This window comes from Niallia sp. (genome assembly GCF_031978665.1).
Taxonomy (GTDB): domain Bacteria; phylum Bacillota; class Bacilli; order Bacillales; family Cytobacillaceae; genus Niallia.
The window spans coordinates 62808-82958 of the sequence record NZ_DALZDK010000015.1 but is presented as its reverse complement, the minus strand read 5'-3'; the positions used below and the strand labels follow the sequence as shown (position 1 = coordinate 82958).

The 20151-nt window shown below is 36.1% G+C and carries 18 protein-coding genes; 5 read left to right on the top strand and 13 right to left on the bottom strand.

Annotation, left to right across the window (positions count from 1 at the left end; genetic code table 11):
• Window position 1: 1 nt before the first annotated feature.
• Window positions 2-475, top strand: a complete 474-nt coding sequence (gene ribH, locus RTL21_RS10245; protein ID WP_312095782.1) for a 6,7-dimethyl-8-ribityllumazine synthase — start codon at window positions 2-4, stop codon at window positions 473-475.
• 56 nt (window positions 476-531) lie between these two features.
• Here ribH and chrA read toward each other — a convergent pair whose 3' ends face one another.
• The 3 genes from chrA to RTL21_RS10230 all read right to left on the bottom strand — a co-directional run bounded on the left by chrA (window position 532) and on the right by RTL21_RS10230 (window position 3482).
• On the bottom strand, window positions 532-1734 hold the full coding sequence (chrA, locus tag RTL21_RS10240; RefSeq protein ID WP_312095781.1) for a chromate efflux transporter: 1203 nt from the start codon (window positions 1732-1734) through the stop codon (window positions 532-534).
• Between the two features lie 161 nt (window positions 1735-1895).
• Window positions 1896-2339 carry an SRPBCC family protein gene (locus tag RTL21_RS10235; RefSeq protein WP_312095780.1) on the bottom strand — a complete coding sequence of 148 codons (444 nt, stop codon included), beginning with the start codon at window positions 2337-2339 and terminating at the stop codon, window positions 1896-1898.
• A gap of 189 nt (window positions 2340-2528) precedes the next feature.
• Window positions 2529-3482 carry a tyrosine-type recombinase/integrase gene (locus RTL21_RS10230; RefSeq protein ID WP_312095779.1) on the bottom strand — a complete coding sequence of 318 codons (954 nt, stop codon included), beginning with the start codon at window positions 3480-3482 and terminating at the stop codon, window positions 2529-2531.
• A gap of 168 nt (window positions 3483-3650) precedes the next feature.
• Between RTL21_RS10230 and RTL21_RS23230 the strand changes: the two genes are divergently transcribed.
• Together RTL21_RS23230 and RTL21_RS10225 are read left to right on the top strand one after the other, a co-directional pair.
• The gene (locus tag RTL21_RS23230) at window positions 3651-3968 is read left to right on the top strand and encodes a DUF5658 family protein (RefSeq protein ID WP_396954432.1); all 318 of its coding nucleotides are present in this window, start codon (window positions 3651-3653) and stop codon (window positions 3966-3968) included.
• 90 nt (window positions 3969-4058) lie between these two features.
• The gene (locus tag RTL21_RS10225; RefSeq protein WP_312095778.1) at window positions 4059-4316 is read left to right on the top strand and encodes a DUF2533 family protein; all 258 of its coding nucleotides are present in this window, start codon (window positions 4059-4061) and stop codon (window positions 4314-4316) included.
• A gap of 59 nt (window positions 4317-4375) precedes the next feature.
• On the opposite strand, the gene lepB is transcribed toward RTL21_RS10225, so the two are convergent.
• Together lepB and RTL21_RS10215 are read right to left on the bottom strand one after the other, a co-directional pair.
• Window positions 4376-4894 carry a signal peptidase I gene (lepB, locus tag RTL21_RS10220; RefSeq protein WP_312095777.1) on the bottom strand — a complete coding sequence of 173 codons (519 nt, stop codon included), beginning with the start codon at window positions 4892-4894 and terminating at the stop codon, window positions 4376-4378.
• Between the two features lie 163 nt (window positions 4895-5057).
• Window positions 5058-5972, bottom strand: coding sequence for a DUF4349 domain-containing protein (locus RTL21_RS10215; protein WP_312095776.1), 915 nt, complete (start codon window positions 5970-5972; stop codon window positions 5058-5060).
• A gap of 281 nt (window positions 5973-6253) precedes the next feature.
• Between RTL21_RS10215 and RTL21_RS10210 the strand changes: the two genes are divergently transcribed.
• Window positions 6254-6766: a ribonuclease H-like YkuK family protein gene (locus RTL21_RS10210; protein ID WP_396954435.1), complete on the top strand. Its 513-nt coding sequence runs from the start codon at window positions 6254-6256 to the stop codon at window positions 6764-6766.
• Between the two features lie 53 nt (window positions 6767-6819).
• Here RTL21_RS10210 and RTL21_RS10205 read toward each other — a convergent pair whose 3' ends face one another.
• The 6 genes from RTL21_RS10205 to RTL21_RS10180 all read right to left on the bottom strand — a co-directional run bounded on the left by RTL21_RS10205 (window position 6820) and on the right by RTL21_RS10180 (window position 12664).
• Window positions 6820-7593 (bottom strand): TerC family protein, encoded by a 774-nt coding sequence (locus tag RTL21_RS10205; protein ID WP_312095774.1) that lies wholly within the window; start codon window positions 7591-7593, stop codon window positions 6820-6822.
• A gap of 97 nt (window positions 7594-7690) precedes the next feature.
• Window positions 7691-8434 (bottom strand): SDR family NAD(P)-dependent oxidoreductase, encoded by a 744-nt coding sequence (locus RTL21_RS10200; RefSeq protein ID WP_312095773.1) that lies wholly within the window; start codon window positions 8432-8434, stop codon window positions 7691-7693.
• 101 nt (window positions 8435-8535) lie between these two features.
• The gene (locus RTL21_RS10195; protein WP_312095772.1) at window positions 8536-8970 is read right to left on the bottom strand and encodes a peptidylprolyl isomerase; all 435 of its coding nucleotides are present in this window, start codon (window positions 8968-8970) and stop codon (window positions 8536-8538) included.
• A gap of 83 nt (window positions 8971-9053) precedes the next feature.
• Window positions 9054-9713, bottom strand: a complete 660-nt coding sequence (locus tag RTL21_RS10190; protein ID WP_396954434.1) for a peptidylprolyl isomerase — start codon at window positions 9711-9713, stop codon at window positions 9054-9056.
• A gap of 136 nt (window positions 9714-9849) precedes the next feature.
• Window positions 9850-12033, bottom strand: coding sequence for a DEAD/DEAH box helicase (locus RTL21_RS10185; RefSeq protein WP_312095770.1), 2184 nt, complete (start codon window positions 12031-12033; stop codon window positions 9850-9852).
• Window positions 12034-12133: 100 nt separating this feature from the next.
• The gene (locus RTL21_RS10180) at window positions 12134-12664 is read right to left on the bottom strand and encodes an HD domain-containing protein (RefSeq protein ID WP_312095769.1); all 531 of its coding nucleotides are present in this window, start codon (window positions 12662-12664) and stop codon (window positions 12134-12136) included.
• Window positions 12665-13366: 702 nt separating this feature from the next.
• Between RTL21_RS10180 and RTL21_RS10175 the strand changes: the two genes are divergently transcribed.
• The gene (locus tag RTL21_RS10175; protein ID WP_312095768.1) at window positions 13367-13870 is read left to right on the top strand and encodes a hypothetical protein; all 504 of its coding nucleotides are present in this window, start codon (window positions 13367-13369) and stop codon (window positions 13868-13870) included.
• Window positions 13871-13951: 81 nt separating this feature from the next.
• Here the strand turns inward: RTL21_RS10175 and gltD are convergent, their stop codons facing one another.
• Both gltD and gltB read right to left on the bottom strand, forming a co-directional pair.
• The gene (gene gltD, locus RTL21_RS10170) at window positions 13952-15445 is read right to left on the bottom strand and encodes a glutamate synthase small subunit (RefSeq protein ID WP_312095767.1); all 1494 of its coding nucleotides are present in this window, start codon (window positions 15443-15445) and stop codon (window positions 13952-13954) included.
• A gap of 15 nt (window positions 15446-15460) precedes the next feature.
• Window positions 15461-20014, bottom strand: a complete 4554-nt coding sequence (gene gltB / locus RTL21_RS10165) for a glutamate synthase large subunit (protein ID WP_312095766.1) — start codon at window positions 20012-20014, stop codon at window positions 15461-15463.
• Window positions 20015-20151: the final 137 nt, after the last annotated feature.

The following is a 20151-nucleotide window of genomic DNA, read 5'->3' as shown; positions in this document are numbered from 1 at the left end:
AATGAAACAAGTATTTGAAGGAAACTTAATTGGAACAGGCTTGAAAATTGGGATTGTTGTATCCCGCTTTAATGAATTTATTACGACAAGACTTTTATCTGGAGCAGAAGATGCGTTAAAACGTCACGGTGTTACAGAAAATGATATATCCGTAATGTGGGTGCCTGGCGTTTATGAAATTCCTTTAGCTGCCAAAAAATTGGCTGCTTCTGGTAAATATGATGCGATTATTACACTTGGAACTGTTATTCGTGGAGCAACTCCTCATTTTGATTATGTAAGTAACGAAGTCGCAAAAGGTGTGGCAAACGTTTCGTTAAGTACGGAAATCCCTGTAATCTTCGGTGTTCTTACTACAGAAAATATTGAGCAAGCGATTGAACGAGCAGGTACAAAAGCTGGAAATAAAGGCTGGGAAGCTGCGGTTAACGCGATTGAAATGGGCAACTTATACAACCAATTAACAAAGTCTTAAAAGAAATACAAAAACCTATAAACGTGTGAAAAACCTCGTTTATAGGTTTTTGTTTATTAATATGGGAAAAAAGTAAGCAGTGTCCCGCCAACTGCACCTGTAAGAACAACAACCCATGGTGGTAGCTTCCAATATACTAACATCGAAAATAAAATGGCAGCTAAAGCAAAATCACTAGCATTTATGATACTACTCGTCCATATTGGATGGTAAAATGCAGCAATTAGTATACCAACAACTGCAGCATTTACCCCCATTAAAGCACCTTGAATTTTTGGATTTTTCCTTAAGGAATTCCAGTACGGAAGCGTACCAACGATTAATAAAAAGGCTGGCAGAAAGATTGCAAATGTAGCAAACAGGCCACCTCCCCATCCATTCATTACAGTGCCAATATAGGCAGCAAATGTAAACAAAGGTCCCGGTACAGCCTGGGTTGCTCCGTATCCAGCAAGAAAAGCTTCTTCACTCAACCATCCACCTGGAACAAATTCACGCTCTAAAAGAGGCAGCACCACATGGCCACCTCCAAAAACAAGTGAACCAGCACGATAAAAACTATCAAACATAGCAATCCATGGATATGTATAAACTTCCCGAATGACAGGTAAAAGGAAAAGAAGGACAAAAAATAACACTAACGATATACTTGCGACTCGCTTCGAAAGCGGGAAAGAAACATCCCCATGGTTTTGTTTTAAAGATTGCTGTTTATATAGAAAATAGCCGACTATGGCTGATAGTATAATAACCCCTACTTGCGAAAAAACACTTTGCCATAAGAGTGTAAGTACTAAAGCAAAGAGTGCAATCGTCTTCCTTTTTAAGTCTGGTGTTAAATTCTTCGCCATACCAAGTACCGCATGCGCAACAATGGCAACTGCTACTATCTTTAGTCCATGTATCCATCCTGCATTCCTGATGTCTAGCCCCTCGATTAAGTAAGCGAAGATTATTAAAGCGATCACAGAAGGAAGTGTAAAACCTAAAAAGGAAATAATCCCACCAATAATCCCACCGCGCAAGATTCCAATTCCAATCCCGACTTGGCTACTGGCAGGACCGGGTAAGAATTGACAAAGAGCTACTAAATCAGCATAACTTTTCTCATCAAGCCATTTCCTCCGCCGTACATATTCATCATGAAAATAACCTAAATGTGCAACGGGCCCACCAAAAGAAGTCAATCCGAGCTTTGTAGAAACAAGGAAGATTTCTAAAAAAGTCTTACTTTTCTTCAATTGTTTTGTTTTATCCAATGACAAACCTCCATTTAAATTAGTAACCTTTATCATATCGGACGGTATCTATTTAACCAAGTTAATGGAGAAAAACTTTACAAAAAATTTATAAAGAGTCTCCTATTTATGGAATAATCCAATAAATAGGAGACTCTTATTCTTTTGTTTACATAATATAATTATGGTAAATTTTCAATTGCTGTCCGGACAGCTTCCGTTAATTCTTCCGCCATTTCCTCTAATTTAGGCTCCATAAGATTATTTGTTAAAGTCGGAAACGTTCCTGTAGAATTGATTTCTAAATATCCTGTCATTTTTGTTTCAATTCCATCCTGTATTTCTACCAAAAAATATCCATTTCCTTCAAAATGCTCATTAATTCCTACTAAATTAAAGGTAACTTTCGATGGTTCTTTCCATTCTAAGATGGTTACTTCCATTTCTACTTTTTTCTTGAAAAGTCCCATATCAATTTTAAACTCCCAGGTTGAAACCTTTTCATTTAAAATGTGATGACTAATATACCCTGGCACTAACGGAGCCCAGTTATTCATAGAGCGAACAAAATCCCAAACCTTTTTCGCATTTGCATGGACGATAATAGAATGTTTTTTACTCGGCATGGAAAAACACTTCCCTTATCTTTCGTAGACAGACTAATCCCTCCTCTTAGTGCAAGCACATCGGATATGGCTTTGCTGTAAAGAAAAGGGGTTGTATTTTCATCTTTAATCATGGTTATATATATTCTTACCAAAACAAAAATATGTATAGGAAAACTCTTTAGTTTACATAATGTAATTATGGTATTCTTAAAGATACTCTGATATTTCTAAATCCATCGCTTTTTCCTTTTGCGAATCAGAAACATGGGTATATTTTTGTGTTGTATTTAAATTGGTGTGCCCAAGCAACTCTTGTACCGTTCGGATATCACGACCATCCCGCACTAAATGTGTTGCAAAACTATGTCTTAATTTATGGCTAGAAATCCCTTTTTCCTTCCATTTTAATTCTGGATAGTCTTTAGCCATTTGTTCAATAATTCGTTCTGTAATTTCTTGGATTCTTCTTCTGGAAATTCGCTTTCCTCTTCGCGAAATAAAGAGTGCATCTTCCTGCCCTTTCATGGGAAAAATCCGATTTTCTTCTATATATAATTGTAATTCTTCCATTAGTTTTTTTGGCAACGGAATATATCGTGACTTATTCCCTTTTCCCAGTACGTGAATGCCTCTATTTTGATTAATGGAAGACAGATTAAGAGAATGAATTTCCATTACCCGCAAGCCAGCGAACGCCATTAGACCGAGGATTACTTTATTTCGTCTTTGATGTTGCTTTTGCGATACCTTTCCAACCATAACAAAAAAAGATTTTAATTCGTCTTTTTCCAAATAGCTTGGCAATTTGCCCTTCTGCTCTTTCGCACTCTCTAAATCGATCGCTGGATTTTTTGGAACAAGCTCATAATCTACTAAACATTTATAAAAGGAACGAATGGCCGTTAATCTTCTATTTCTCGAACTGGAACTATTTGCGCGCTTCGTTTTTAGTTCATTCATAAATAGGGTAATCTGTAATTTCTTGACCGTACTTAAATCCGTATACGCTTCTTTTTTTCGCGTAATAAACTCTAAAAAGAAATAAACATCCCGCATATAATTTTCAATCGTAAAGTTACTATAATCTTTATTGTCCATTTCTGTCCGAAAAAGGGTCAGCTCTTCTTCATACCAAGAAAATAGGGTTTCCTTTGTGATCATATGTATAGTCATCCAATCTATTAAGTAGTAATTTTAGTATACTATATTTCTTAATAAACCGCACATAAGAGATATTATGCGCGGTAATGTTGTAAAAACTCCTACAAAAGAATGAAATATAAAATGACCTATATCAATCTATCGCTAAAATTGGGATAATTAGGGATAATGAAGAGGAGTGATTATTTGAAGATTCTGTTTATTTCGCTAAGCTTATTAAATTTTTTTGATGGTATTCTTACCTTTCTCGGAATTAAATCAAACCAAATAGCTGAAGCTAATCCATTGATGAACTCTCTATGGAAAATTTCACCATCTTTATTCCTTATCCTAAAATTAGGTTTGTCCATTTTCCTCTTTTATTTAGCCATCTATTTTTATAGCAAGAATGTGCGCCTTTGGATTTTTCTTTTATCCATTCCATTAGTCTTATATTCTTCCGTCCTCCTTTTACATATGTTTTGGATAACAAAAATCGTTAGTTAATCATAATCTAATTATGTAAACAACAAAAACCTTTCTTTTTAATCGATTAAATATTAAAATAATTATATACAAAATGTAAGGAGCTAGAATATGAGTGTACATAAGGCGATTAGCAAGCATGTAAAACAAGTGAATTCTCTAGTCAATCATTATAAGCAATTAGATCAACTGCGTGAATCCTTCATTGAAGAAGCAATTTTACGATGCAAAGCTGGGGAGAATTTTTCTGTTGATAAAATAAACGAAGTAACGGAACAAATGAATGAGTTAGCTCGGCTTGGTGTCGTTCCACCACGAAAAAAAGTTTCTATAGAGATGGTTTTTGAATTTGTTAATCGTTCCAATTAATTAAGAAAAGCGTTGGTAGATGATATGAATTCTCCACCAACGCTTTTTCGTTGTCTATATTAGTACTTTTCTACGATTGGATAAAATCTGAAAATCGCCTTCCCGATAACAGCCTTCTCTGAAATACACCCTATCTGTCTGCTATCCATACTATTTTGCCGATTATCACCTAATACAAAAATATGGTTCTTTGGCACTGTTATCTTAATATTTTCTGTTAATTTTTGATTAGGAAGCAATTCGCTTTTATTTTGCTGTAAATACGGTTCCTCGAATTTTTTTCCGTTTATGTAAAGAGCATCATCTTGGATTTCAATCGTATCGTTAGGTAAGCCGATAACTCTTTTTATATAATCTTCATTCTCAATCGGTGAATGAAAGACAATGGTATCGAAATGCTTGATTTGACCAATTTTGGAGACAATTACATGATCTTGATTTTCATATGTTGGCTGCATTGATTGCCCGACTACTTTAACAGGAGTAAATATAAAGTTCCTGCATATGAAGACAAATAGCAATGCACATACAAGAGCAATTATCCATGATTTTAGTTCTTTCTTAAACTCTGTATCCATATCTATATATCGATCCCACCCTCACCCTTTATTAGCTACTATTTAAGAATTTCCTTATAATTTTGCTGTTGCTCCATGTCTATATCTAAACTGTTTATTTAATTAAATAGAAATTCAAAACCAATCTGGAATTATTTTCATTATACCATATTATCTGTTTGTCCTATTCCTGAGGTTTTCTCTTTTTTCTATAAATAAACCAAATGATTAAAACAATTACAAGTGGAATGATAATTGGTGATAAACCAATAACAAATACGACTACTCCAGATAAAAAGGAAATAACTCCATTAACCGTACTGACGAATTGACTTTTTGCTTTTTGCCATGTGTTTAAAGAGTCCTTGTCTTTAATTACGTCAACCTTTACTAACTCCTCTTGTAACTGGATCGTCACAGTCGAATAGTCGACATTATTTTGTAAATATTTCATTCTACCTAAAATTTGTTCCTTTTCTTCTTGCACTGTTGCGAGATCATTTGATATTTTTAAAAGATCCTCAGTTTTATCTGCTTGGTCCATTAAAGTTAATAGCCTTTTTTCCACTGCTTCCTTTGCTTTTAATCGAGACTCCAGATCAACAAATTCCTCTGTGACATCATTTCCGGTAACGCTTTTCTCTGTCACCTTGATACTGTTTTTTTCCACTTCCTTTATATACGATTGAAATTGTGCCTGTGGAATTTTAACAATAATTGTGCCATTAATATATTCGCTCCCACTATCGTAAATAGATGATTCTACAACATAACCACCAAGCTCTGTTGCTTTACTTTGAATATTTGCTTCTACTTGCTGATAGCCTTTTACCTGAATGGACAAATTCACATTGTAAATAACCATTCGTTCCTTTTTGGTCATTTCGGCTTCAGTTCTGCCACTATTTTCTTTATTAGCAGTAGTCGATGGTTCGTTCATTACTTCTCTTTTGCTAGAATCTAATTCCGCCATTTCAACATTCTGTTCAGCAGTACTAGTGCTATCAGCACTTTTATTTTCGGAATTTTTGCTACTACAGGCAGTTAACAATAATAAAAACAAGAGAAGCAAAAGAAAGATAATACGAAATTTCTTCATCTCTATTTCCTCCTAAGATTAGTTACTCATTAGACGGATAAGAAATAAATTAGTTTCAAATTTATTGCATTTTCATTACGTCACTTTTATAAAGTGGAACACTTATAAAATTTCTACAATTATAGGGGTAATCATTTACACCAATTCTCTATTCTGTGTATATGATAATACAAGTTTACTTTCGGTGATATTTCCATTTGGTGAACATACAATGGTATAAAAAGTATTAGAAATGACACTTATATGGAGGGATATTTGTGGAGTTAGACAGGCACAAGGAAATGACCTTTCAAAATCTGCAAGAAAAAAAGATGACGTTTGATATTGTTTTTCAGCGCATCCTTTCCTTTATGACTAGGAATCCGGTCGGCAATTATCAATTAATGATTGGCACAGATTCTCAGGTTCATGCAAAACATACGACTTTTATTACCGGCATTGTAATTATGAATAAAGGCAAAGGAGCTTGGGCGTGTATAAGAAAAGTAATTTTGCCGAGGAAGGTTTTAAGACTACATGAGAAAATTTCCTATGAGACAACACTGACAGAAGAAGTTGTTAGTCTTTTTACAGAGGATAAGAAAAACCAGTTAATAGATATCGTTCTCCCTTTTGTATACCAAGGAGCCACTTTCTCGATTGAAGGGCATATTGACATTGGTGCAGGCAGAAGGAATAAAACTCGTGATTTTGTTAACGAAATGGTAGCAAGAATTGAGTCAATTGGGATTGAACCGAAAATAAAGCCAGATTCTTTTGTAGCTTCTTCTTATGCTAATAAATATACGAAGTAATGCCACTTTATCTGCATAAAAAAACCTGTCCCAAATCAGAACAGGTCTATCCATTATTTTTCCTTTGTCGAAGCAATTTCTTCGGATACTTTTTTGTTTTTATTAATAATATGAATGATAAATGTGATAATAAACGCTGCAATTAGAATTGCAAAAAATACATAGTGATCTAATTCGAAACCAAAGATACTTGCAAACATTTTCGCCGCGATAATACCGATTAATACAAACGCGGTATTCTCTAATTCTGGTACTTTTTCAATAAGAACTAGGAATAATTTTGCGACAGTCCGCATCATCAATATCCCGAGCATTCCGCCAATTAATAGTATCCAAATTTCATTTGATACAGCGAGTGAAGCTAGTATACTGTCAACGGAAAATGCTAAATCCATTAACTCTACGGAAATAACCGTAGCCCAGAAAACACCGAAAAGTCTGATTGTCCAACTATCTTTTTTCATCGCGGAAGCATCGTCGTCATCCCCACCAAGCCAGAAATGCTTGATAACGATCCAAGCTAAGTATGCTGCGCCAACTACTTTAATCCATGTAAAATGGATTAAATAAACACCTATTCCAATAAAAAAGAACCGGAAAAAATAGGCTCCGAATAAACCGTACGTTAATGCCTTTTTTTGTTTGTCTGGCGGTAAATGTTTTACCATAACCGCTAAAACAAGTGCGTTATCTGCTGATAATAAGCCTTCTAAAATGACTAATGATCCAATTAATCCCCAAGAAACAGGATCTGTTAATACTTCTCCCCACATCTTCCAATCAAAAAATGAAGCGTAGGTTGATAATATCTGCTGTAAAACGTCCACTTAAAAAGCCTCCATTATAATACAAATGTAATGATATGGAAGCTATTATACTCCTATCAATTTCAGATAGCAACTATTAACAGGAAAGTGAAATCTCTTATTCTTCATAAATCATTTTTACGGTCATTCCGCCATCTACCATTAGGTTCGTACCAGTTATAAAGTTATTTTGTGGATTTGTTAAAAACAGACAGGCTCTAGCTATATCCTCTGGTTTGCCGACTCTTTTTGATAAATGCTGTTCATGATCGATGCTTCGGAGATTTTCATAATCTTTCGTTTCAATCCAGCCCGGTGAAATGCTGTTTACGGTTATGTGATCTTCTGCAAGACTATTTGCTAATGCATGGGTAATCGCCATAATACCGCCTTTACTCGCACTATAGCTTTCCGTATTTGGTTCAGACATATATGCTCTACTAGACGACATATTGATAATGGAGCCACCTGCCTTTTGTTCACGCATGATTTTTGCCACTTCTCTTGAACAAAGAAATACACTTCTTAGATTGGTATTTAGTACATCGTCCCATTCATCAATGGATAAATCATAAAAAGATTTAAATATCCCTTTGCCAACATTATTAATAAGAATATCAATTTTTCCAAACTGATCTTTTGTTGTTTGAACCAGTTTAATGACATCCGCTTCATTTCGTACATCTGTTTTGATAAAGATGGCTTTCTCCTTCTGATTCATATGTTCAAGAAATTGCTTGCCTTGGTTTTCATCAATATCTGCTAAAACGACATAGGCGTCCCCTTGTAAATAGGCTTTAGCAATGGCTTTTCCGATTCCATTGCTAGCACCTGTCACAATTACAACTTTTTCTTTAAACAAATAAATCTACCTCCTTCATACCAACTAAATAAGTAGCATATATAATAAAAAGCAATTTACAAAAAAAGCAAGCTAATTTCTCAGCTTGCCTTGTTTCTTTATTATTCAGTGATTTCTACTTTTTCCATTACATCGCCATTTTTCATTGCTTTAACTGTAGACATGCCAGATGTAACTTGTCCAAATACAGTGTGAACACCATTTAAATGTGGCTGTGGCTCATGAACGATAAAGAATTGGCTGCCGCCTGTGTCACGACCGGCATGTGCCATAGAAAGAGAACCTTCTACATGTTTATGAGGATTTCCAACTGTTTCACACTTAATTGTGTAACCAGGACCACCTGTTCCATTGCCATTTGGATCTCCACCTTGGCTTACGAAGCCAGGTATGACACGGTGGAATGTTAGACCGTTATAGAACCCTTTATTAATTAGTTCTACAAAGTTAGCTACTGTTCCAGGAGCTTCATTTGGATATAATTCAAATTCAATTTTTTCACCATTTTGCATTAATATGTATCCTTTAGTTGCCATGTATAACATCTCCTTATTTCAAAATCAGCTTTTATCATACCATCTTTTGCTTAAGAAAGAAAATAAAACGTTTATATTATGAATTATTCGTTTACTTTCTCAGGTTCTTCGTACTCTATCCCTTTTGTATCAACTGTGACATTTTTCATTTTTATATCTTTCAAAGGTTTATCCGCATCATCTCTCTCCACAGATACAATCTTATCGACTACATCCATTCCCTCTATTACCTTACCAAATGGTGCATATTGGCCATCCAAATGCGGTGCGTCTGCTACCATGATAAAGAATTGGGAGCCTGCTGAATCTGGCATTTGTGATCTTGCCATACTTAGGACGCCTCTTTCGTGCTTTACATCATTTTCGAATCCATTTTCTGTAAATTCTCCTTTAATCGAATATCCTGGATCACCCGTTCCATTCCCGTTCGGATCTCCACCCTGGATCATGAAATCAGGAATCACTCGATGAAAGATTAATCCATCATAAAAGCCTTTATTGATTAAGGAAATGAAGTTATTCACTGTATTAGGCGCTTTATCAGGATATAATTCTGCTACAATTTTAGAATCATCCTCCATCGTGATAGTTACGATTGGATAATCCTCTGAAGATATAGCTTTTCTCTCTATTTTATCCCCTTCGTTTGATGGTGCATTATCCTTTGTTCCACATGCTGTCAGTAATAAAAGCATGGAAGCGCAAAATACAACCATCATCCATCCAGTCCGTGTTTTTCTCATCATGACTACTCCTCCTTTACTTGAGTTACCTCCCCATTTTAGCGAATTCTTCCCTTCTGTACAATTAATAACCTTGTTTTAATGATAATGAAAAAGAATTACCACTATAGCCTGTGGGCCAAGTGATAATCCTTTTTTAAATAATATATTTTAATAGATAAGAAGCTAGATAAGGGGAATGAATACGTACCGCTAAAGATGGTGGCGTGCTACCTCGAACTAATTCTAACGGAAAACCGAACCAAACAACCTTCTGATCGATAATAACCATGGGAAACGGAATATCTGATGAAGACACAACATTTGATTTAGCGAAAAGCTGCTTCCATTCTGCATTAAGAGCATCTTTTGTTCCAGGGACCGATACGAATACCTCTTTTTGTGAACGAGCCAGATCCTTCTTTAATAAATCTATTCTCTGTCCATGCGTCCAATAAAGTTTAGGATTCTTTTGTTTAATCCACTCTCCAATTTGTTGATTGGTTACAACTTTATTAACCTTTTCTTGGTGATTGACAAGCTGACGAATCGTTTTCCGATGATCAATCATAGCTTTGATATAGTTTCTATTGGCAATATGAATAAATTTCCCTTTTGCTCTACTAATCGCAACATTGATTAATCGTTCACTCTCTTTTCCTGTTAAAAGCATTCCAGGCCGTGAAAAAGCGGAACCTTCTACACTATCAAAAACAATAACATCTCTTTCGCTCCCTTGAAAACGATGAACGGTGGCAACAATTAAACGTTTATCAGCCATTGCTTCTGGGAAAAATTCGAGAGCCATCGCTTCCATTATTTCTGCCTGTGCCCTGTAAGGCGTTACATAGCCAATACTTGTTCCTTTTTCACTTAATGCCTCATGGATCACTTGTAAGGCAAGTAAAAGATGGATATAATTCATTCGTGATTTAGAAGCTTTTTCAAAAGCTTCATATGCTCCAAAATGACTAGAATCCAATAAAATGCTGGCGTTTCCATAGAAAGGCGCATTATCAGCTATCGATTTCCTTTTCTTTTCAACGGATTTATGATCTCCTACTAATGAATGATAGATATATTTATTTGTAAATTCAGAGATGGTTGGATGCATACGTCTTTGCTCATTTAACAACAAAAGCTGAGGATGCATCGACGAAGAATGTACCGTGCCGGCTACTCCTGTTCCATGGAATACATCCTCCTTTAACCATTTATCTACTATTGCATGACGGCTAGAGGCAATGGGCGGTAATTGTTTAAAATCTCCACAAATAATAATTCGTTTTGCAAGCGATGCTGCAAAGGCTACTTGTGGGATATACGCCATACTTGCTTCATCTAAGATAACCAAATCATATTCATTCTCATAAATAGCTGGATCCGTTGCAGCCTTTGCTAGCGTTGTTCCCACAATCTTCGCCTTTTGGACAAATTGTAATTCTCTTTTGCGGATTTTTTCCATTACGCTTGCTAATTTCTCTTCCATTTCTAACAGCTGAGATGAATCTCTAATCGTAAAGGCGCTTGCAAGATCTTGTTTAAGCTTTTGCTTTTCTTCTATAAATTGTTGTTTTTGCTTCGCAAGATCTATATCCTTCTTATCAAGTAGAGAGCTTGTTGTAATTTTCTCTTGTTCCAGATTTCCATTACTGCTATATCCACCGTATCGAAGAATATCGCCAAGTTTAAAACGGTCTTTTTCTTTAATGGTTGATGTTATTTCTGTTATCAGCACATCGACTGCCTGATTACTTTGTGCTAAAAGCAGGATTCTTTTCCCTTTCCAGTAACGCTGTAAGGCTACTCTCGCCAGCGTGTATGTTTTTCCTGTTCCTGGTGGTCCCCATACAAAGGAGACAGGATTATACTTACATCTTAATGAAAGCTCATGAATATGATTTTTTAGTTGATCAGTAGGATGCTTTGTTGTTTCACTTGGACGCATTAATTTTACTATTCTACTAAGCTTCCGTTTATTTTTTTTTATCGTATCAAAGCGTATTTGCAGCTGTTCTAAAAGCTCCCAAGGATCATGGGATAAATAGGCTTCTGCAACATCCTCGCCAATCATCTTTTCCAAGATGACTAAAAGACTCTTGCCATCTGCTGATAACACTCTCCCTTTAATCATTGCCGTTCCCCAGTGGATCATTACATTTGCACCAATTGGAACCTTTAGATTGCCGAGACTTTCAAAGTAATACGTAAAATCATTTTCTGTATTTAATCGTACCCCATTATATAATGCCACTTTAGATTGTCCGTACTTTTTTAAATGATTTATTTCTATTTGAAGTGCTTGCTGCCATTCTTTGATGGTTGTGATAATGTTGGTCATTTCTTTCTATTCCTTTTCTAAAAATCGATTTTTCTATTATAGCACTTATAAAAAAAGAAGGATAGAAACAGGAAATTCCATTTCTATCCTTCTTTATTATTTAGGCTTTATCCTTCTGTTTTTCTAAATACTCATCTATCTTGGTATCTAAGCGTTCTAAGCTTTTTAGAGCTCGGTCCTTCGTTATCGTGCGATAGTGATGATGTCCACCTGGCTCCTCGTCCTTTTCATCGGCCAATTTTACGATTTTTTGCAAGGGAGAGAGAATGACAGAACCTCCTGGAATAAAACTATCGGTATGGAAAAGGACTGCTAACGCAATTTCTTTTGCCTTTACAGGATTTTCTCCTAAACGAATTAATAATTTATGTGCTCTTTCCGCACCTTTAATTGGATGAATATCGTTTTGTCTATATAATTTATAATCCCATTTCCCGTCTTTATACCAGGTGTAATGCCCCATGTCATGTAAAAACCCGGCTTTAGCTGCATTATCGACATCGACATTTGATTCCTTTGCCATTTCAAAAGCATGATAAGCAACTGCCAGAGCATGAGCTAAACCTGAACGTGTAATATATTTTTGTGCAATATGGTGGTTGTAGATATCGATAAGTTTAACATCTCTCATCTCCGACACTTCCTTTCTTTATTTGAATACTCTATTTAATGTGTTTTTGACAGGTCTGCTTCAGACCTAATCATCTTCTTTTGCGTTTTTCTCCACTAGGATACAATAGTCTAAGCTATTTATTAATGCTTGTAGCGACATGGTTCAGATATTTATAAAAAAACACCCCAAAAGGGTTGTTTCTCTAATTGTTCCATTGGTTTTTCGCACCTGTAAAAAAGTATTTTTCCTATTATATTATATTTTTAATAAAATGATAATAAAAAACACCTAAATCAGGAAAGAAACTTGAAAATAGGTATAATTTTAAATGGATTTAAGAATTTTTTTGATTTTAATTTTTTAAATATTTTGAATGCGTAAAATTTATTGGAAAGACTATTTATACATACTCGATTTACCTGCTAAGCGTTCTGTTAACATGAATTTTTTATAGCTTTTTTGTAAACAAATAGTATACGCTAGGAATAGTTTTATATTGTTAAAACTGCTGTTTCCCTATGGCAAGAAAGTTATTTTTCAACACAATATATATATTTTGCTCACAAAAGAGTAAATTTAACAAGACTAGAATTCTATTTATAACATGTTAAAATAAAAAAATCAGTGTGTAGAGATATTGGTTTAGGTATTCCTTGCCAAAAATATATGTCGCATGATACGTCTGCCATCTGAAATTTTAAAATTTTTCGGAGGGTAAAAATGTATAAAGAAGAGAGACTGCCTCAAAACGCCAAAGAAGGTATCTTATTTTTATTAATCATTTCCATTATCTCGGTAAATACCATTGCGCCGATTATTATGGGAATGCAACTAGGCTTCAGTAAAGAGAATTATATCGAAACGCTGAAAGTTATCCCTTTTATGTGGGTTATTGTTGTTTTATTAGTAAAATTAGTTGCAGGGCCAATCGTTGCAAAAGTCATGCCAAAATTTGTTGGAAAAACAGATGGTTTTAACGCTAGAGTATTATTAAATATTTTCTTGAATGTAACGATTCTTTCAATGCTTCTTACGATAATTGGAAATTGGGTTGGCACAAAGCATATTAGTTTAGATCCTTTTCAGACTTTCTTTTACAACTGGTTTAGAAACTTCGGAATTGCATTTTGGATTGAGTTATTGATTGCACAGCCTATAGCTAGATATGCAATGAAAAAATTACATGCTAACCAAGCTAAGAAAAGCAGTGCTGTAAATATCTAAGCAGCATATGTAAAATATTATATTGATTTATAGTATAAATGAAAAAAGATGTGATAAGGATTGCTATCACATCTTTTTTTCTTAAGCATTAACAGTAGGTAAAATCGAAGCACCCATTAAGTATTCGTCAACTTTTCTAGCAACTTCTCTTCCTTCGTTAATTGCCCACACTATTAAGCTTTGACCTCTGCGTGCATCTCCGGCTGCAAATACACCTTCGAGATTTGTTTCAAAATCACCATATGCTGCTGCGACTTTGCGGTTCATCGTTTCAAGACCAAAATGCTTTAGCACTGGTTGTTCTGGGCCTTCAAAGCCGATTGCAATAAACACTAGCTGTGCTGGCCATACTTTTTCTGTACCTGGTATTTCTTTAAAAATAAACGTACCATCTTCTTGCTTTATTTTTTCCATTGAAACAGTGTGTAATTCTTTTAATCTTCCATTTTCATCTTTTACCATCTTTTTCGTTTGAATTCCATACTGTCTTGGATCATCGCCAAACTTTTGTTCAGCTTCTTCGTATGCATATTCTAACGTAAACACATTTGGCGCTGCTGGCCACATATTATCACTCGTACGCATAAGGCCAAGCTTTGGATGTTTGCCGAATTGGACAACACTTTTACAGTTTTGACGAAGCGCTGTGGCAACACAATCTGCTCCAGTATCTCCACCACCTATTACAATAACATCTTTTCCTGCAGCGTCAATGAATTTTCCATCTTTGAAATTAGAATCTAGTAAACTTTTGGTAACTCCAGATAAATAATCCATAGCAAAGTGTACGCCCTCTGCATCTCTGCCTTCCATCACTAAATCTCTTTGCTTTTGAGCTCCAGTACAAAGAATTACTGCATCATATTTTTCTCTTAATTCAGAAGCAGTTATATCTTTCCCTACTTCTGTGTTCGTAATAAAATCAATACCTTCTTGTGTAAGCAATTTTACTCTACGCTCGACGTCTTTTTTCTCAATTTTCATATTCGGAATGCCATACATTAATAATCCGCCTGGTCTATCTGCTCTTTCATAAACGGTTACAGAGTGACCAGCTTGATTTAATTGATCAGCGCTAGCCAGACCAGCTGGTCCAGACCCAATAATTGCTATCTTTTTTCCTGTTCTCTTTTTAGGAATGCGCGGTTGAATCCAGCCATTGGCAAAGCCTTTATCTATGATTGTACGTTCGATATTTTTAATCGCAACAGCTGGGTCAGAGATAGCGACAGTACAAGAACCTTCGCAAGGAGCTGGACATGCACTGCCGGTAAACTCTGGAAAGTTATTCGTTTTTAATAATCTGTCTAACGCTTCTTTCCATCTCCCTTTATATACAAGGTCATTCCATTCAGGGATTAAGTTATGGATAGGACAGCCAGATGTGCTTCCGGCAATTTCCATTCCAATATGACAGAATGGTGTCGCGCAGTCCATACATCGCGCTCCTTGTCTTTGAAGTACCTCATCAGCGAAAGGAGCAGAATATTTTTTAAAATCTTTTAGGCGGGAAAGCGGATTTCTTTCTTCCGCTTCCTCCCGTTTAAATTCGATGAATCCAGTTGCTTTACCCATTCTGTTCTCTCCTTTCTACTGCACTAATACGGTTATTTTATTTGTTTGTTTTTTTTTGTCTTGTTTGGAATTATTCTCGAATGCTTCCATTGCAGCTGCTTCTTCTGATAAGCCACTTTCTAGACCTTTTTGAATATTTGCGATCATTCGTTTATAGTCTTTCGGAATTACTTTAACAAACTGGCGTACGTATTTATCCCAATGAGCAAGCACTTGCTTCCCTACTAGACTATCTGTTAAAGCTACATGTTTTTCAATTAATCCTTTTATTCTCTCAATTTCTGCTCTTTCTTCTAATGTTTCAAAAATAATCATTTCTTTATTGCATAATGTTTTAAATTGGTCTGCATCTTTGGATAATACATAGGCAACTCCACCGGACATACCAGCTGCAAAGTTTTTACCTGCATCTCCTAAAATGACCACTTCTCCACCGGTCATATATTCTAAGCCATGGTCGCCAATGCCTTCTACGACGATGCTTGCACCACTGTTTCGAACGGCGAATCGCTCTCCTGCTTTTCCATTAATAAATGCTTCACCACTTGTCGCTCCGTAAAATGCTACATTTCCAATTATGACATTATCTTTGGCAGCATAGGAATTTGCTGCTGGTGCTTTTGCAACAATTCTTCCACCTGATAGTCCTTTGCCAATATAGTCGTTTGCATCTCCTGTTAAATAAAGGCTCATACCTTTCGGGATAAATGCACCAAAGCTTTGACCAGCAGATCCTGTAAAATGAAGATTGATTGTATTTTCTGGAAGACCAGCTTCTCCGTATAGCTTCGAAATTTCACTACCTACAATTGTTCCAGTAACACGGTTTGTATTCCGGATTGTATAATGCAAATCTAATGTTTCTTTATTCTTAATTGCTTTTTGAACTGCCGGCAAAATCTTTTGGATATCTAAGCTTTCATCAATCTTGTGATTTTGCGGTGTTTGGAATGTTCTTGGTCCATCTATTTTATACAATAATTTAGATAAATCTAAATCCTTCGCTTTCCAGTGTGATTTAGCTTCCTCACTAACAGTTAGCACATCCGTTCTACCAACCATTTCTTCCACTGTACGGAATCCTAATTGTGCCATTAGTTCACGTACCTCTTCCGCAACAAAACGCATGAAGTTTACGATATGGTTTGGATCTCCAGCAAATTTATAACGCAATTCTGGGTTTTGTGTAGCAATTCCAACTGGACAAGTATCCAAATGGCAGGCACGCATCATGACACAACCCATTACGATTAACGGAGCTGTTGCAAAACCAAATTCTTCTGCTCCCATAAGAGCCGCAAGAACTACATCTTTCCCTGTCATCAGCTTACCATCTGTTTCAAGCACTACACGATTTCGTAAACCGTTTAACATTAATGTTTGATGTGCTTCTGCTAAACCTAATTCCCATGGAAGCCCAGTATGCTTAATACTTGTTTTCGGTGATGCTCCTGTTCCCCCATCATAGCCGCTTATGACAATTACGTCTGCTGCACCTTTTGCAACCCCTGCTGCAATGGTCCCAATTCCGCCTTTTGAAACTAATTTAACAGAAATTCGTGCATCTCTATTTGCATTTTTTAAATCATGAATAAGCTGTGCCAAATCCTCAATGGAATAGATATCATGATGTGGCGGTGGCGAAATCAATCCTACACCTGGCGTCGAACCGCGAACTTCTGCAACCCAAGGGTATACTTTATTACCAGGTAGCTGCCCACCTTCTCCAGGCTTCGCACCTTGCGCCATTTTAATCTGCAATTCTTTCGCATTGATTAAATAATGACTTTTTACCCCAAATCGTCCAGAAGCAATTTGTTTAATATTACTTCTGCGATTATCGCCATTTTCATCGATTGTATAACGAGAAGGATCCTCTCCACCTTCCCCGCTATTGCTACTTGCGCCTAATCTGTTCATCGCGATTGCCAATGTTTCATGCGCTTCCTTGCTTAAAGAACCGAAAGACATAGCACCTGTTTTAAACCGTTTAACGATTGAATCGACAGATTCTACTTCGTTGATATCAATTGGCTGTCTTTTTCCATCAAATGCGAATAAATTCCGTAAAAAACTCATGCTTTCTTCATTGGCAGCTTCAGAAAATTGTTTGAATAATCCGTAGTCTCCTTGTCGACAAGCCCATTGTAATGTATGGATTGTTTTTGGATTAAAAGCGTGGTGCTCCCCGCCTTTTCTCCATTGAAAATCACTTCCAGAATCTAGTGTTTCATCGATTGATTCTTGATATCCTAATAGATGTCTTTTGGTGGCTTCTTCCGCAATAATTTCCAATCCAATGCCGCCTAGCTGCGAAACAGTACCAGTAAAGTATTGATCAATTACATCTTTGCCAATTCCAACCGCTTCAAAAATTTGTGCACCGCGATAGCTTTGTACAGTAGAAATGCCCATTTTAGACATTACTTTTACGACACCTTCGGTTATTACGGTATTGTATCGAGCTACCGTTTCTTCATAAGACAGGGACAGAATTCCATCTTCAATCGCTTGATTGTACGTTGCATATACTAAATATGGATTGATTGCATCAGCCCCGAAACCAATTAGACTCGCGAAATGATGAACTTCCCTTACTTCCCCTGACTCTACAATAATACTTGCTTTCGTACGAAGGCCTTTTTTAATTAACTCCTGATGTAATGCACTTACAGCAAGTAGAACAGGAATTGCTTTTTCTTCTTTATTCATTGCTCGGTCTGAAAGAATAAGTAAAGTGACACCTTGTGCAATTGCTTCCTCTGCTTTTTGTACGAGGTGGTTTAAGCTTTCCTCTAAATTGTTTGTAAACAATGTATCAATGGTTCTAGCAGCAAAAGCTCTTAAAGAATTCGTACGTAATTGGTTAACATCGCTATTGGATAAAATAGGTGTTTTCAATTGTATTCTATGACAATTATTTGCATTTGGATGGAGTAAATCACCTTCTGCTCCTAACCAAGAAAGAGTGGATGTAACTAACTGTTCGCGAATTGCATCAATTGGCGGATTTGTTACTTGTGCAAATAACTGTTTAAAATAATTAAATAAGGATTGTGGCTTATTAGATAAGACTGCTAATGGTGTATCATTTCCCATTGATCCAATTGGGTCTTTTCCTTCTATAACTACAGGGATGAGATTCTTTTGCACATCTTCATACGTATAGCCAAAAGCCTTCTGTCTTGCCATTAAATCTGCAAATCTTTCTGCTTTTTCTTCTTTTCCTTCCTCTAAACGAACTACTTCCTCTAACCAATCTGCATATGGATGCTCGGAGGCAATCGTATTTTTTAATTCCTCATCTGAAACAATGCGGCCTTCTTCTAAATCAATTAGCAGCATTTTCCCAGGGCTTAAACGCTCTTTATAAAGGATATCTTCTTCTTCAACTGGAATAACCCCAACTTCGGAAGAAAAAACGATATAATCATCTTTCGTTACATAGTATCGTGCTGGACGCAAGCCGTTACGATCAAGAATCGCTCCAATTTGCTTTCCATCTGTAAATGTAATCGCCATAGGTCCATCCCACGGTTCCATTAAGCTACTATGGTATTCGTAAAAATCTCTTTTTTGCTTTGAGATATGCGGATTTTCTGTCCAAGGCTCTGGAATCATCATCATTGCTGCATGTGCTGGTTTGCGGCCAGATAGGATGAAAAATTCTAATGCATTATCAAATACGGAAGAATCACTTCCATTTGCATCCAAGATCGGCAACACTTTTTCTAAATCTGCTCCAAATACCTCTGAAACAAATTGTTGCTCTCTTGCTTTCATCCAGTTGAAGTTTCCGCGAAGTGTATTAATTTCTCCATTATGAATTAAGTAGCGATTCGGATGTGCTCTTTCCCAGCTAGGAAATGTATTGGTGCTGAAACGAGAATGCACAATCGCAAAAGCGGAAACAAATGCTGGGTCCTGCACATCTAAATAAAAGCTTTCCACTTGATCAGATGTTAATAGCCCTTTATAAACGATGGTGCTAGAGGAAAGACTTGCAAAGTAAAACTCTTTTCCTTCCGTTCTGCCCCAATTTTCTGCTAATTTTCTGATAATATATAATTTACGTTCAAACGCTATTTTATCTATGTTCGCTTGATTGGATTGAATAAATACTTGGCGAATTACCGGACAGCTTTCTTGTGCAACTTTTCCGATTTTTCTGAATTCTGTCGGTACAGTTCTCCAACCAAGAAGCGCTTCACCAACTTCTGCAATATATTCATTTATTTTGGATTCAATTTCATCTCGATTTGGATCATCTTTTGAAAAAAAGATCATGCCTACAGCATATTGACCACTCTCTGGAAGGTGGATATCTTTTAATTCTTTTCGAAAGAAGGCATCAGGTATTTGCACCATTAAACCAGCCCCGTCACCTGTTAATGGGTCACTTCCTTGCCCGCCACGATGATCTAATTTACAAAGCATACTTAAACCTTTTTTAACGATATCATGCGTCGCTTCCCCTTTAATATGAGCGTACAGTCCGATTCCACATGCATCATGTTCAAATTCCGGTCTATATAAGCCCTGCGCTTTTTCCATTTGGTTGTACGTCATTTCAACCACCCCTGTCAGATTTTCTAACAAATTTTTTTATTCAGATAATTTAATTATACTATACAAATTCATATGTACAATATATCATTTAGATAGAAATAATCTAAAAAAGAGATAATACCCAAAGTACAAACTCC